General features: G+C 66.8%; 12 protein-coding genes. 10 read left to right on the forward strand and 2 right to left on the reverse strand.

The genetic code is table 11. The features are described 5' to 3' along the window. From FVW20_RS12605 to FVW20_RS12635, 7 genes are all read left to right on the forward strand, one after another. The coding region (locus FVW20_RS12605; protein ID WP_196609890.1) for a methyl-accepting chemotaxis protein at positions 1–1,901 on the forward strand (1,901 nt) is incomplete at its 5' end. A 328-nt stretch (positions 1,902–2,229) separates the two neighbouring features. After that, positions 2,230–4,047, forward strand: a complete 1,818-nt coding sequence (locus FVW20_RS12610) for a methyl-accepting chemotaxis protein (protein WP_196609891.1) — start codon at positions 2,230–2,232, stop codon at positions 4,045–4,047. Positions 4,048–4,231: 184 nt separating this feature from the next. Continuing rightward, the gene (locus tag FVW20_RS12615) at positions 4,232–4,594 is read left to right on the forward strand and encodes a response regulator (RefSeq protein WP_012611617.1); all 363 of its coding nucleotides are present in this window, start codon (positions 4,232–4,234) and stop codon (positions 4,592–4,594) included. Positions 4,595–5,080: 486 nt separating this feature from the next. Further along, complete coding sequence (locus FVW20_RS12620; RefSeq protein WP_196609892.1) at positions 5,081–7,255, forward strand: chemotaxis protein CheA; 2,175 nt, start codon at positions 5,081–5,083, stop codon at positions 7,253–7,255. Further along, positions 7,252–8,139, forward strand: a complete 888-nt coding sequence (locus FVW20_RS12625) for a CheR family methyltransferase (protein ID WP_196609893.1) — start codon at positions 7,252–7,254, stop codon at positions 8,137–8,139. The genes FVW20_RS12620 and FVW20_RS12625 overlap by 4 nt, the downstream gene beginning before the upstream one ends. Further along, positions 8,136–9,206, forward strand: a complete 1,071-nt coding sequence (locus tag FVW20_RS12630) for a protein-glutamate methylesterase/protein-glutamine glutaminase (protein ID WP_196609894.1) — start codon at positions 8,136–8,138, stop codon at positions 9,204–9,206. Before FVW20_RS12625 ends, FVW20_RS12630 begins: the two co-directional genes overlap by 4 nt. 177 nt (positions 9,207–9,383) lie before the next feature. Beyond that, positions 9,384–10,061, forward strand: coding sequence for a ferredoxin-like domain-containing protein (locus FVW20_RS12635; RefSeq protein ID WP_196609895.1), 678 nt, complete (start codon positions 9,384–9,386; stop codon positions 10,059–10,061). Positions 10,062–10,299: 238 nt separating this feature from the next. Here FVW20_RS12635 and FVW20_RS12640 read toward each other — a convergent pair whose 3' ends face one another. After that, complete coding sequence (locus FVW20_RS12640; protein ID WP_196609896.1) at positions 10,300–10,662, reverse strand: DUF190 domain-containing protein; 363 nt, start codon at positions 10,660–10,662, stop codon at positions 10,300–10,302. An 88-nt stretch (positions 10,663–10,750) separates the two neighbouring features. Next, complete coding sequence (crcB, locus tag FVW20_RS12645) at positions 10,751–11,125, reverse strand: fluoride efflux transporter CrcB (protein WP_196609897.1); 375 nt, start codon at positions 11,123–11,125, stop codon at positions 10,751–10,753. A 122-nt stretch (positions 11,126–11,247) separates the two neighbouring features. Here crcB and FVW20_RS12650 point away from each other — a divergent pair, with 122 nt between their 5' ends. The 3 genes from FVW20_RS12650 to clpA form a co-directional block, all read left to right on the forward strand. Continuing rightward, positions 11,248–11,898 (forward strand): class IV adenylate cyclase, encoded by a 651-nt coding sequence (locus tag FVW20_RS12650; RefSeq protein ID WP_196609898.1) that lies wholly within the window; start codon positions 11,248–11,250, stop codon positions 11,896–11,898. Positions 11,899–12,322: 424 nt separating this feature from the next. Then, positions 12,323–12,625, forward strand: a complete 303-nt coding sequence (locus tag FVW20_RS12655; protein WP_035069479.1) for an ATP-dependent Clp protease adaptor ClpS — start codon at positions 12,323–12,325, stop codon at positions 12,623–12,625. 1 nt (position 12,626) lies between these two features. Further along, positions 12,627–14,881 (forward strand): ATP-dependent Clp protease ATP-binding subunit ClpA (gene clpA, locus FVW20_RS12660; RefSeq protein ID WP_196609899.1); only part of this gene is annotated, 2,255 nt, incomplete at its 3' end.

Raw genomic sequence — 14,881 nt, forward strand, 5'->3', positions numbered from 1 at the left:
TGGCCGCGCAGGGCCCGGTGCGGGTGCTGGACGGCCTGCGCGCACGGGGCGCGGTTCCGCACCCGGCCCTGGAGACCGCAGCCCGGCTGGAGGCGGATACCATCCAACTGCACACGGCCTTCGACATCATGAGCGCCCCGGTGCTGCTGCTGGACGGCTCGGGCCGCATCGCCAGGGCCAGCAAGGGCGTGGTCACCATGGCAGGCCTGCCGATGGAACGGATGGTCGGGCGCACTCCGGCGGATGCCCTTGCGGGCAGCGGGGGCAACGGCGCCACCAGGGCGGCGCTGGATTTCATGCCTGCGACGCTCGACACCTCCATGCACCGCGACGCGGAACTGGCCACCCCGTCCGGCGTGCACCTGTCGTTGCAGGTACATTCCGAAGCGTTGGTGGATGCAGAGGGCGCCTTGACCGGCGCGGTGGTGGCGCTGTTCGACCACAGTGATGCCCGCCGCGAATGCTCGGCCCTGGAATTGCGCCAGCAGGAACTGCTGGCCACGGGCGCCGAGATCAGCGGGCTGGCGCAGCGGGTGGCGTCCGCCTCCGAGGAGCTTTCCGCCTCGTCCGACGAGCAGGCGCGGGGCGCGGGACGCCAGAAGGAGCAGTCCGCGTCGGTTGCCGCGGCCATGGAACAGATGCGCAACACCGTGCTGGAGGTGGCCCGCAATGCATCGGCCACGTCCGATGCCGCGCAGGGCGCCCGCGACGATGCCTCGGTGGGTGCCGGGCTTGTCCAGCATGCCGTGGAGGGCATCAACGCCGTGGCCGAGTCCGCCGAACGGCTGGCCAGCGAGCTGAACCAGCTGGACGGGCAGGCAGGCGAGATCGGCCGCATCATCGGGGTCATCAACGACATCGCAGACCAGACCAACCTGCTGGCGCTGAACGCGGCCATCGAGGCGGCCCGCGCGGGTGACGCCGGGCGCGGCTTTGCCGTGGTGGCCGACGAGGTGCGCAAACTGGCCGAAAAGACCATGTCCGCAACCAAGGAAGTGGAGCAGGCCGTGCGCACCATCCAGCAGCGTTCGCACGACGCCATGCAGTCCATGCAGGTGACAGGCGGACAGGTAACGGAAAGCACGCGCCTTTCCAACGAGGCCGGGCAGGCCATCAGCCGCATTACCGTGCGCATACAGGACATGGTCGAGCGCATAGCCCAGATCGCCACGGCGGCGGACCAGCAGTCCGCCTCGGCAGAGGAAGTCACCGGCGCGGTGGAGGCCATCGCCACGGTGGCGGGAGAATCGGAAGCGGGGGCCGTGCAGGCCTCTGCGGCCACGCGTGATCTTGCCGGGCTTTCGCAGGAACTGCTGACGTTGGCCGTGCGCTTCAGCGAGGCCAAGGTGGACGCCACCAAGCTGTGGAAGTCGCAAGGGCAGATGCGCGGGGTGCTGCCCAAGCTGATGCAGGAATTCGCCGTGGGCAACTACGGGCGCGACGTGGTGGCAAAGATGCTGGAGGCCATGGGCAACCCCGTGTTTCTGGCCACCGCCAACTATCCGGACCAGGTGTTGAAGCAGATGGCCCACGAGCTTTCGCGCATCACGGGCGATTCGACACGGGAAGTGTTCCGCAAGCTTGGGCGCTACACCATGGACGGTTTCTACAGGATGTATCGCCGCTACTTCAAGACCAGCGACCTGAAGGAACTGTATCTTGGCATGGATGCACTGCACAAGCAGCTTACCAAGGACTATCCCGGCATCAATCCGCCAGCGTTCACGTATGAGGACAAGGGCAACATTCTCGTGATGACCTATCGCTCATCCCGGGCGCTGTTCGAGTATTTCGAGGGAATCATTCTTGGTGCGGCAGACTTCATGAAGCGTAAGGTGGACGTCAGGATGACCCCGCAGGGCGAACATGTGGCGCGGGCTGAAATCCGCTTCCTGGACTGACCGTGCAGTATCTTTTGGCGGAAACGAGGCGTTCTCATGCAGGGCTGACCCCATTTTATACTTTAAACACGATGAGTGGTGCGGTATCATGCGTTTACTCATGCCCTTGCCCGTGTGTACGGGCGGCACGCTTGCGCGGGGATGGCTGAATCCGGTCGCCATGGGGAGCGGTCGGACGGGTGCGGGGGGTTGCAGGAAGGCGGTGCGAACGGGCGCGATTGGACTGTGCAGGAGCCCGTGACGGGGCTGGGTACTTTGGTGCGGCGGACATGATGCCGTGGCAGTCTGGGCATCGCGGGGATGCAGAACCACTGGAGACGGGACGCAGATGCAGGAATACATGGCGCTGGCGCGCGAAGTGCGGGAGCGGCTTGGGCGTGTGGGCAGCGGGCTTGCCCAGCTGGTACAGCGGCGCGAAGACGATTTTCTTGCCCTGGGCGCGGAATTGCAGGACGTGGCCATGCGGGTGCAGGACATCGCAGCTGACAGCCAGCAGCTGAACCGCATCGCCTCGGGCGACACCGTGCGCCATATCCTGGAAGAACTGGTGTCGGAACTGGACGCCATGCAGACACTCTGTCACGTGGACGACGATGCCGAAGACCTGGCCATGCTGGCCCGCGCCCGCGAACTGGTGCACGAACTTTCCAGATCCATACGCGACTACGCCCGCGTGGTGCGCACCCTGCAAATGCTGGGTATTTCAACGCGCATCGAAAGCGCCCGCCTGGGGTCCGACGGGCGCGGCTTCAGCACCCTTGCCGACGACGTGGAAAAGCTGGGATACAAGATCGTCGAATATTCCGACCGCATCACGCAGCAGGCCAAGACGCTGGACTCCCTGGCCGAAAAGGCAGAGGCCAGCACCCGCGAGATGCGCGAGATGCAGCGCGAATGCGCCTATTCCGTGTTCGGCTCGCTGCGCGAGAACATGGACACCCTGCACGAGGTGGCCGAGGGCAGCCGCAAGGCGTCTGAAGACGTGCGCGGTCACACGGCGGACATTGCCGCATCCATGGGGCGGATCATCGGCTCCTTGCAGTTTCATGACATCGTGCGCCAGCAGGTGGAGCATGTGGAGGAGGCCCTGACCGACGCCCGCGCGTGCCTGGAAGGTGCTCCCGTCAACGTCCCTGCCAACGCCCCCGAAGACGCCGCAGCCGACGAGGCCATGGCCGTGGAACTGGCCGTGGCCGCCGACATTTGCGCCCTGCAAGAGGCCCAGCTTGAAAACGCCAGGGTGAGCTTTTCCGATGCCGTTTCGACCTTGCGGCGCGAGTTGACGGCCATTGCCGCCAGCGTGCGCGGGGTGGGGCAGCGCACCGGCGGCTTTACCGACGAGGCATGCCATGTTGAAGACTGCGGCGGCACTGCCGTGCTCGACCGCATGGAACGCAGCGTGACGGAAATCGCCACGCGCATGTTGTCCCTGGCAGAGCAGGGCGAGCGCATGGGCAACGTCATGGTCGAGGTGGCCGAAATGGTTGCGCAGATGAGCGTTTTCCTTGAAGATATAGAAGACGTTGGCGACGAGATAGAGCTTATTGCGCTGAACGCCAGCATCCGTGCCGCCCATACCGGCGACAAGGGCAAGGCCCTTGGGGTGCTGGCCTCGTCGATCCAGCGGCTGTCGCAGGACGCGGGCGAAAGCACCATGGCCCTGGCCACCCTGCTGCGCGAGGTGGACGGCGTGGCCGGGCAGCTCAAGAGCTACGCCACCGCCTATCTCGATTCCTCGCGGGTGTCCGAGATTTCCGGCGAACTGGAAGGACTTACCCGCGGCCTGCGCGAGGTGAACGGCGAGGCCGCGCAACTGTTCGCCAGGGTGGGTTCGGCCTGTACGGAACTGGCCGCCCGGGTGGACCATGTCGTAAGGGGGCTGGACTTCGACGCGCAGGTGGCGGCCGGGCTATCCGATGCCGCCGGCGACATGGGCGAGATGGCGGCATCGCTGCGGGAACGTGTGCCCGCCTCGGCGCGGGCGGTGGCATCGCGCCGTCTGGCCGCCATGCGTGACCGCTATACCATGGAACAGGAACGGGTGCTGCATGGCCGCGTATTGGGCGGCGGGCACGCGGCGCAGGACGCAGCCGTGTCCGTTGACGAAAGCGGAGACGGCTACGGCGACAACGTGGAACTTTTCTGAATGCGCGGCATCGCGGTCCCATCCGCGACGCCCGCCGGGCAACGACGGAACCATCCGGCCATTGCGCCAATGCGCCCGATACGTTTCGACACCACCGACAGGCCGCACCCGGCCAGGGGATGTCGCCGTCAGCCAGGCCCGGTGCTGAACCGCCAACTCCGAACATTCGAGCACGAGGGGTTTCATGAGCAAGCTCATCATGACGGTGGACGATTCTGCAAGCATCCGGCAGATGGTAGGCTTTACCCTGCGCAACGCCGGGTATGAAGTCATCGAGGCCAAGGACGGCAAGGATGCGGTGAGCAAGCTTTCCGGCCCCATCAAGATGGTGATCACCGACCTGAACATGCCCAACATGGACGGCATAGAACTGATCCGGCAGATTCGCGCCAACCCTGCGTACAAGTTCATTCCCGTCGTCATGCTGACCACCGAATCACAGGCCACGCGCAAGCAGGAAGGCAAGGCAGCCGGGGCCACCGGGTGGATCGTCAAGCCGTTTCAGCCGGAACAGTTGCTGGCCGTGGTCAAGAAGGTACTCGGCTAGGCCCGGCGCCTCGCTTCGGCGGATCGCCGGGACGGCGGTTGGGGAGCAGGGCGCACTGGCGGGCGCAGGAGGGGCGCTCAGCCCGTCCCGCAGGCCTCGCAGCCTCGTCCGGACGAGGCCTGTCCCCTTGGCTTGTCCTGTCCGTCCGGTGCGTTCGCCCAACCGGCTCTGGCCAACCCTGTCCCGCTCAGGCCAGTTCGGACCAGTTCGGACCAGTTCGGGCGGGCCCGGTGAACTCCACGAATTCCGGAGGACTCGGATGACGCCTGCCGAACCCTGCCGAACCCCGCCGGAGGCTGGCGTGCCCTGCTGGCTATGTTGGCCCCTGGCGGACACGGACGGTCACAGGCGGGCACAGACGGACACAGACGGGCACGTATGAACACGGGCGGGCAGGGCGCAGGAAACCGCCCCCCCGGCATTGACGGAATCGATTGAATCAGCGAGCCCGGCATGGATTAGGCAGGCCGGACAAGGAAGTGCCGCATGCAATCGCAGGAAGACGCAAACAGGGCAGCCTTCATCGAAGAAGCGCACGACCTGCTGGCAGAGTTGGAAACAGCCCTGCTGGAACTGGAGGCGCAGCCCGATGACCGCGACCTGGTTGCGCGTGTGTTCCGGGCCATGCATACCATCAAGGGTTCCGGGGCCATGTTCGGCTTCGACGACATCGCCCACTTCACCCACGACGTGGAAACGGTGTTCGACCGGGTACGCAACGGCGAGGTGCCGGTGACCCGCCAGTTGCTGGACCTGACCCTGGCCTCGCGCGACCACATCGCCCGACTGCTGCATTGCGCCGTCTCCGACGAAGCCCCGGACCTGGCGCATGCCGCCGCCATTACCGCTTCGTTGCGGGCGCTGGTGCCCGTGGCGGGCACTGTGGCCGATGCACCGCCACACGATGCCGACGGCGGAGAATGCCCGGCAGAGCCGGAAGCGCCGTGCCCCCCTTGTACCCGCACCTGGCGGGTGCGTTTTCGTCCCACTCCGTCCATTTTCTTCAGCGGCGCGAATCCCTTGTCCCTGCTGGACGAATTGCGCGAGCTTGGCGGGGCGCAGGTGTTTCCGCATTTCAGCGAGGTGCCCGGCCTTGACGAGTTGCAGCCCGAACTGTGCCACCTGTGGTGGGACGTGCTGCTTTCCAGCGAGTCGGACGAGGCGGCCCTCCGCGACGTGTTCCTGTTCGTCGAGGATGACGCGGACATCGACATCCGGCTGGTGGACGACGCGCGCATCGTGGATGACGCCGCCTACAAGCGGCTGGGCGAAATCCTGATCGAGCGCGGCGACGTCAGCGCCGACGATCTGCACCGTGTGCTGGACGAACAGCGTCCCCTGGGCAGGCTGCTGACCGATGCGGGCGTGGTGCCCCCGGAACGGGTGGATGCCGCGCTGGCGGAACAGCAGGCCGTGCGCACCATTCGCCAGTCGCGCGACAAGGAATCGACCGCACGTGAAGATTCCGGGGCCAGCATTCGGGTTGCCGCGTCCAAGCTGGACTTTCTGGTGGATCTGGTGGGTGAGCTGGTCATCGTGCAGGCCCAGCTTTCTCAGGCGGCGCATCTGCGCAGCGACCCCGGCCTGCTGGGGCTGGTGGAGGAACTGGAACGGCTGAGCGACGAACTGCGCGACACCACCCTCGGCATCCGCATGCTGCCCATCGGCACCACGTTCAGCAAGTTCCGCCGCCTGGTGCGCGACCTTTCGGCGGAACTGGGCAAGGACGTGGAACTGGTGACCCTGGGCGGCGAGACGGAGTTGGACAAGACCGTCATAGAGCGCCTTGGCGATCCGCTGGTGCACTGCCTGCGCAACAGCCTGGACCACGGCGTGGAATCGCCCGACGTGCGCGCCGCCGCGGGCAAGCCGCGTACCGGCACGGTAACCCTTTCGGCGGCCCATGCCGGGGGCGAGGTGCTGATCACCATTGCCGACGACGGCGCGGGCATCGACCCGGTCCGGGTGCTGGAAATCGCCCGTACGCGCGGCGTCATTGCCCCGGATGTGGAACTGCCCGCGCGCGAGGCCATCGAACTCATCTTCGCCCCCGGCTTTTCCACGGCGGAAAAGGTCACCAGCGTTTCGGGCCGGGGCGTGGGCATGGACGTGGTGAAGCGTTCCATCGAGGCGCTGCGCGGACGAATAGAACTGGACAGCACGGTGGGCGAGGGCACCAGCCTGACCATCCGCCTGCCGCTGACCCTGGCCATCATCGACGGCCTGCAGGTGCTGGTGGGCGGCGAATCGTACGTCATCCCGCTGAACCACGTGGAGGAATGCGCGGAACACGCCACTCCCAGTTCCGCCGACGGCAGGCAGCGCATCATCAACCTGCGCGGAGAGATCGTGCCCTATATCCGCCTGCGCGAATTGTTCTCCTCGTCCGGTCCGGCGCCCACCATCGAGCAGGTGGTGGTGGTCGATGCGCAGGGCAGCCGGTTCGGCCTGGTGGTGGACTGCGTGGTGGGCGAGCACCAGACGGTCATCAAGAGCCTGGGCCGCATCTACAAGGACGTGCCCGGCATTTCCGGCGCCACCATCAAGGGTGACGGCAGCATGGCCCTGATCCTGGACGTGCCGGGACTGGTGCAGCTTGCGGTGGACCAGCCCCCGCGCGCGCAGCGCGTTCCGGCGGCGTCGCACGGGGGCGGTGCATGAGCCCCAACCGCAGTGACGGCCCGGCCATGCCTGCAGGCTGCGCGCGCCCCGGCCCCATGTCGCAGAAGCTGTTCGACCGCATGAGCCACTTCGTCTACGAGCAGGTGGGCATCAAGCTGCCCGGCTCCAAGCGGGTGATGCTGGAGGCGCGCTTGCAAAAGAGGCTGCGCGTGCTGGGCCTGGACAGCTATGACAAGTACGTGGACTACCTGTTCACGAAAAAGGGGTTTGACGAGGAGTTGCGCAACTTCATCGACGTGGTGACCACCAATACCACGGAGTTTTTCCGCGAACCGCGTCATTTCGACTACCTGACTTCCACGCTGCTGCCCGGCTGGACGGCGGAGGCGGTGCGCCTGCGCGGCCAGCGCCTCCTGCGGGTATGGAGCGCGGGCTGTTCCATCGGCATGGAGCCCTACACCCTGGCCATGGTGCTGCGCGACTATCAGGAACGCACCGCCGGTTTCAGCTTTTCCATCCTGGCCACGGACATTTCGTCGCGGGCGCTGCAACAGGCGGTCCGCGCAGTGTATGAAGAAGAACGGGTGCATAACGTGCCGGACCAGTTCCGCAAGCGCTACCTGCTGCGCAGCCGCGACCGTTCGCGCCGCCTGGTGCGCATCGGGCCGGAACTGCGATCCGCCGTGCGCTTCGAACGGCTGAACTTCATGGATACCTTCAGCTTTTCCGAGCCCATGGACATCATTTTCTGCCGCAACGTGATCATCTATTTCGACAAGCCCACGCAGGAAGGGCTGTTCAGCCGGTTCTGCCAGTGCCTGCGCCCCGGCGGGCACCTGTTCATCGGCCACTCCGAAAGTCTTACCGGCATGGCGCTGCCCCTTGAACAGGTGGCGCCCACCGTCTACCGGAGAACGCGATGACCGCCCGCCGCATCAAGGTGCTGGTGGTGGATGATTCGGCCCTGGTCCGCCAGACCCTGGCCGACATCGTCGCCAGCGACGAGGATCTGGAACTCATAGGCACCGCGTCCGACCCCTTCGTGGCGGCCAAGCGCATGGAGGCGGTAGCCCCGGACGTTATCCTGCTGGACGTGGAGATGCCGCGCATGGACGGCATCACCTTCCTGCGCAAGATCATGACCCAGCACCCCATTCCGGTGGTGATCTGCTCGTCGGTGACGGAGCAGGGGGCGGAGGCTACCTTCAAGGCCATGGAATACGGCGCGGTGGAGGTCATCCAGAAGCCGCGCATGGGCACCAAGCGCTTTCTGGAGGAATCCAGCATACGCATTTGCGACGCGCTGAAGGCCGCCGCCCGCGCCAGGCTGCGCAAGCTCAGCCCGCTGGCCGCAGGGGTGCCGCCCAAGCTTTCCGCCGATGCGGTGCTGCCCGCAACCACCCCGCTGACCACCACCGTGCAGCAGACCGAAAAGATGGTGGTCATCGGCGCATCCACCGGCGGCACGGAGGCCCTGCGCGTGGTGCTGGAGGCGCTGCCCGCCGATTGCCCGCCCATCGCCATCGTGCAGCACATGCCGGAGCACTTCACCGCCGCCTTCGCCAACCGTCTCAACGCCATCTGCCGGGTAGCGGTGAAGGAGGCGCAGGACAGCGACGTCATGCGGCGCGGCCAGGTGCTCATAGCGCCCGGCAACATGCACATGCTGCTCAAGCGCAACGGCTCGCGCTATTATGTCGAGGTGCGCGAAGGCCCGCTGGTGCGCAGGCACCGGCCCTCGGTGGACGTGCTGTTCCGTTCCGCCGCGCGCTACGCCGGGCGCAACGCCGTGGCCGCCATCATGACCGGCATGGGCGACGACGGCGCGGCGGGCATGAAGGAACTGTTCGACGTGGGCGCGCATACCATCGCCCAGGACGAGGCCAGTTGCGTGGTATTCGGCATGCCGCAGGAGGCCATCAAGCTGGGCGGCGTGCGCAAGGTGGTTTCGCTGGAAGAAATCGCCCCGGCCATCCTCCGGGCCTGCTGAACCCGGTGACGGCGGTGGACGACGCCGAAGTCATGAAGGCGCCGGAACCGGCAGCATGGGCAACGTCGCCAACACTGGCACACGTAACGCATGTGGCGATTGCCGCGGGGTCATTGCCCCGGGGTGATCGCCATGTTCTCCTCAACGACAACGCATACGGACCAAGGAGCATCGGACATGACTGATACCGGCACGCCGGAACCGAGAGGCGCCATTCTCCAGCGCGACAAGCAGACCTACGCCATCGTGCCCCGCACCCCCTGCGGCATGCTGTCGCCCGACATTCTGGACGCCATTTCCCGCGTGGCGCGCAAGTACGCCATCCCCATCATCAAGATCACCTCCGGCCAGCGCCTTGCCCTGGTGGGCATGACGGCAGAGCAGGTGGAGCCCATCTGGGAAGACCTGCGCATGGACGTGGGCCGCGCCGTGGAACTGTGCGTGCACTACGTGCAGGCCTGCCCCGGCACGGCGGTCTGCAAGCTTGGGCTTCAGGATTCGCTGGGGCTCGGCATAGAGATCGAACAGACGCTGGCGGAACAGCCCTTCCCGGCCAAGGTCAAGTTCGGCGTGTCCGGCTGTCCCATGTGCTGCGGCGAAAGCTACCTGCGCGACGTGGGCCTGGTGGGCACCAAGCGCGGCTGGACCGTGATCGTGGGCGGCAATTCCGGCGGGCACCCGCGCATCGGCGACGTGCTGGCAGAGGATCTGACCCGCGAGGCGGCGCTGGACCTGGTGCAGCGCTTCATGGCCATGTACCGTGAAAATTCCGGCAAGCGGCTGCGGGTGTCCAAATACGTGGACAAGACCGGCATCGACACCATTCGCGCCGCGCTGCTGCCCGTCGCCGGGTAGGCTTGGCGCATACGCCCCCGCGAAATGCGTACGGCAGGGCCGCCCCGGCGGTCCTGCCGTTTCTGCATCCGCGCGCCGGGACGCGGTAACGCCGGTTTCCTGCCTGTGCCGCCCTGATGTCTCCGCGATGTCGCCCCGACGCCGCCGTGATGTGCCCCGACGCCGCCGTCGAGCGGCCGCCAGTCATGGGCACCTTTCCGCTGTCCGGCTACGCGACTTTCCGTACGACCGGTACCGGCTACACGTCCTTCTGTTCATCCTTGCCGGGGGCGTGGCGGTACAGCAGCACGCGCACCGGGTCCACGGTGACCAGCCCTTCGGCCAGCAGCGCCTCGACGCGGGGCAGGAATGCTTCTATCTTGGGCGCGTCGTCGATGATTTCGATAACGATGGGCAGGTCTTCGGACAGGCGCAGCACCCGCGCGGTATGCACCACGCTGTTGGCGCCAAAGCCCGCAAGGCCCCGGAACACCGTGCCGCCCGCCAACCCTTCGCGGCGGGCCGATTCAAGGATGACGTCGTGCAGGGCGCGGCCCTTGTGGGTGTCGCGTTCGCCGGTGTAGATGCGCAGACGCAGGGCGTCGCCGGATATGATGCGCATGGCGTGTTCCTTCCGGTTGCGGATGTGATGTCGGGGTTTTCGTGCGCAGGGGAGGGGGCAACCCGCTCTGCACCAGCCGTCCGGTGCCCTAGACGAGCCGTCCGGCACCAAGGCCCAGCCACAACAGGGCAAGGCCCAGCAGCAACTGGCCGCCCGCGTACAGGGCAAAGGCCGGCCACTGCCCGGTCTCCATGAGCCCCAGGCTTTCGAAGGTGAAGGTGGAAAAGGTGGTGAACGCGCCCATGAAGCCGGTCAGCAGCACCACGCGCACGTCGGGGTGCAGTGATATGCGGTTTTCGCACACCCCCCACACGAATCCGAAGGCCAGGCAGCCGAGCACATTGACGATGAACGTTCCGAGCGGAAACGAACCGGGCGCGGCGCGCTGCACCAGCCCGGCAAGGCCGTAGCGGGCCAGGCTGCCCAAGGCGCCCGCAAGGCCCAGCAGGACGATCTTTTGCACGAAAAGGCCCTCTTTCGCGCCGCGCGGTGCGGCGCCTGGCCGCGCCTCGTCTCCATCTTCCACGGGCTGCCGCTGCGGCAGCGTGAATGCGGGATGGCGGGGACGCGGTCCATGGAGTTCACATGGCACTGGAAATGGAAATCAAGTTCCCCGAAGCGGACCTTGCCGCGCTTCGCACCGCTTTGCAAGCACTGGGGGCCACGGGCGGCGTTCCGTACCTTGAATGCAACCGGGTGTACGACACGCCCGGGCGCGACTTGCGCGCGGCGAACACGTTGCTGCGGTTGCGCACCAAGACCGGCCCGAACCTGCATGCCGCCGTGTTGACCATGAAGAAGCCGCCGGACGTATCGCACCCCCCCGTCCCGACCGACGTGAAGGTGTGGGACGAGGTACAGACCGGCGTTGCCGACGCCGACGCCATGCACCTGATGCTGACGAGCCTGGGCTACGGCGTGGCCTTCGGCTATGACAAGGTGCGCGAGGTGTGGCACCTGCACGGGGTGCATGTCTGCCTTGATACCATGCCCTTCGGTCCGGTTGCGGAACTGGAGGGTGACCGCGAGGCCATCCTGGCCGTGGCCCACCGGCTTGGCCTTGACAGGGCGCGCGCATCCACCACAACGTATCACGACCTGAATCGCCAGTGGCGCGCAGCGCGCGGGTTGCCCCCGTCGGAGGATTTCACCTTCGACGCGGCAGGGCTGGCCGACGCGCGCCGGGTGGTCTTCGGACGCGGCGACGACGGGGCCGGTCCCGCCAGTGCGGAATGATCCGGCCCTGCCAGTGCGGAATGCTCCGGAGTGATTCGGCCCTGTCCGCAACCGGCCACGAACCCTGCGACCGTGCGACCTTGTCGCACATGACCGCGCACGACGGCACCGGGGCCGCAAGACCCTCGACAGCGGCCGGCGCGATGTTAGTATAAGGGCGTGGCCCGCGCCCGGCTCACCCACGGTCCGACGCATCCGGCAGCATTACCCGGATGACGGGGACAGGTATCGGGAAGCCGCCGGCAGTTACCGCCCGGAAACAACGAAACGAGCACCCATGAGCACCCATTCCGCCCCTCATCGTTTCCCGGCCATTCCGGCGGGCATGCCCGGTTCTTTCCGGATGGCCGAACCGGTCAAACTGGCTGGCCCGTCTGGCCCGTCCGGCCCGGCAGGCCCTTCAAGGCCCGGTGGCCCATCGGGCATGCCCGATGGCGGCAGGGACACGGAGATCCTCATCGAGGACGAAGTGCGCGAGCCCCGGATGTTCCGGGTGCTGCTGCACAACGACGACTACACGACCATGGAGTTCGTGGTGTCGATCCTGGTCGAGGTGTTCCGCAGAACGCCCGACGAGGCGACGCGCATCATGCTGGCCGTCCACGAGAAGGGCGTCGGCGAATGCGGCGTGTACACGGCAGAGGTGGCCGAAACCAAGGTCGCCCTCGTGCATGCCCGCGCCCGGCGCGAAGGCTATCCACTGCGCTGCACCCTCGAAGAGGTATGACATGATAGGAAGACGCCTTGAAGCAGCGCTTACCGCCGCCGTCAACGACGTGCGGACGCGCAACCACGAGTTCCTGACGCTGGAGCATCTGCTCTACGCCATCACCGGCGAGGATGCGGGAAAGTCCATCCTTGAAGCCGTGGGGGTGGACGTGAAGTCCCTGCGCCTGCGCCTGGAAACCTTTTTCGCCACCCATCTGGAGCCGCTGCCCGCCGACACCCCCACCGAGGTGGTGCAGACCCTGGGCGTGCAGCGCGTGTTGCAGCGGGCCATCCGCCACATGCAGTCCGCGGGCAAGGGCGCCGTGGAAATCGGTGATGTGCTGGCCGCCATCTTCGAAGAAGACGACGCCTACGCCACCTACTTCCTGAAGTCGCAGGGGGTTACCCGGCTGGACGTGTTGCAGCACATATCGCACGGCGCGCCGCAGGGCGGCGACGGGGAAGACGACGGCGACGCGGATGGCGAAGAAGGCGCGCCGGACACGCCGCGCACCGACGCGCTGGAAAAATTCACCGTGGACCTTACCGCCCGCGCCCGTGATGGCCGCATCGACCCGCTTATCGGGCGGGCGAAGGAACTGGAACGGACCATCCAGGTGCTGGCCCGGCGGCGCAAGAACAACCCGCTGTACGTGGGCGACCCCGGCGTGGGCAAGACCGCCATCGCCGAAGGGCTGGCCCTGCGCGTGGCGGGCGGCGACGTGCCGGAGGAATTCCGTGACGTGCGCATCTTTGCCCTGGACATGGGCGCGCTGCTGGCGGGCACCAAGTACCGCGGCGATTTCGAGCAACGCCTGAAGGGCGTCATCACCGACCTCGGCAAGGTGCCGGGGGCCATCCTGTTCATCGACGAAATCCACACCATCGTGGGCGCCGGTTCCACCAGCGGCGGCTCCATGGATGCCTCCAACATCCTGAAGCCCGTGCTGGCCGACGGCAGCATCCGCTGCATCGGGTCCACCACGTACGAGGAGTACCGCAACCACTTCGAGAAGGACCGCGCCCTGTCGCGCCGGTTCCAGAAGATCGACGTGCAGGAGCCTTCGCAGGACGAATGCGTGGACATCCTGAAGGGGCTGCGTCCCTACTACGAGGACCATCACAAGGTGCGCTACACGCTGCCCGCCCTGCGCGCGGCGGTGGAGCTTTCCGCCCGGTACATCACCGAGCGGCTGCTGCCGGACAAGGCCATCGACGTGCTGGACGAGGCGGGTGCGGCTGCCCGGCTGCGGCGTGCCAGTTATGGAGGCCGTGCTGCGTCGGCATCCGATGCAGCCATCGGCGTGAAGGACGTGGAAAAGGTGGTGGCGCGCATGGCCCAGATACCGTCGCGCACGGTGTCCTCCAGCGACCGCGACCGCCTGCGGACCCTTGATGAAGACCTGCGCAACGTGGTCTTCGGGCAGGACGCGGCCGTTGGCATCCTGTCGCGGGCCATCCTGCGCGCGCGGGCGGGGCTGGGACGCGAAGACCGGCCCACCGGCAGCTTCCTGTTCTACGGCCCCACGGGCGTGGGCAAGACCGAACTGGCCCGCCGCCTGGCGGAAGTCATGGGTATCGGCTTCGTGCGCTACGACATGAGCGAGTACATGGAGAAGCACTCCGTGTCGCGGCTCATCGGGGCGCCCCCGGGCTACGTGGGCTTCGACCAGGGCGGCCTGCTGACCGAGGCCATCCGCAAGCAGCCGTACACCGTGCTGCTGCTGGACGAAATCGAAAAGGCCCACCCGGATATCTTCAACATCCTGCTCCAGGTCATGGACTACGCCACGCTCACCGACAACACCGGGCGCAAGGCGGACTTCCGCAACGTGGTGCTGATCATGACCTCCAACGCGGGCGTGCGTGAAATGAGCGCCACCGCCATCGGCTTCGGCGCCACCGCTCAGGAAGACATGGCGGGCAAGGGCCGCAAGGCCGTGGAGAACATGTTCAGCCCGGAATTCCGCAACCGGCTGGACGCCATGATCCCCTTTGCCGGGCTGACCACCCCGGTCATGGAGCGCATCGTGGACAAGTTCGTGCTGGAACTGGGAGCCGGGCTGAAGGACCGCCGCGTGCGCCTGGAGCTGACCCCGGCGGCCCGTGCGCGCCTGGCCGAAAAGGGCTTCGAGCCTGCCTTCGGGGCGCGCCCGCTGCGCCGGGTGATCCGCACCGCGCTGGAAGACGAGTTGGCCCGTGAGGTGCTGTTCGGCAAGCTGCGCAAGGGTGGCACCGCCATTGTGGACGTGGCCGCGCCGGAGGCTGCAGCCGC

Origin of the sequence: Nitratidesulfovibrio oxamicus, assembly GCF_015731765.1 — a bacterium.
GTDB lineage: Bacteria > Desulfobacterota > Desulfovibrionia > Desulfovibrionales > Desulfovibrionaceae > Cupidesulfovibrio > Cupidesulfovibrio oxamicus.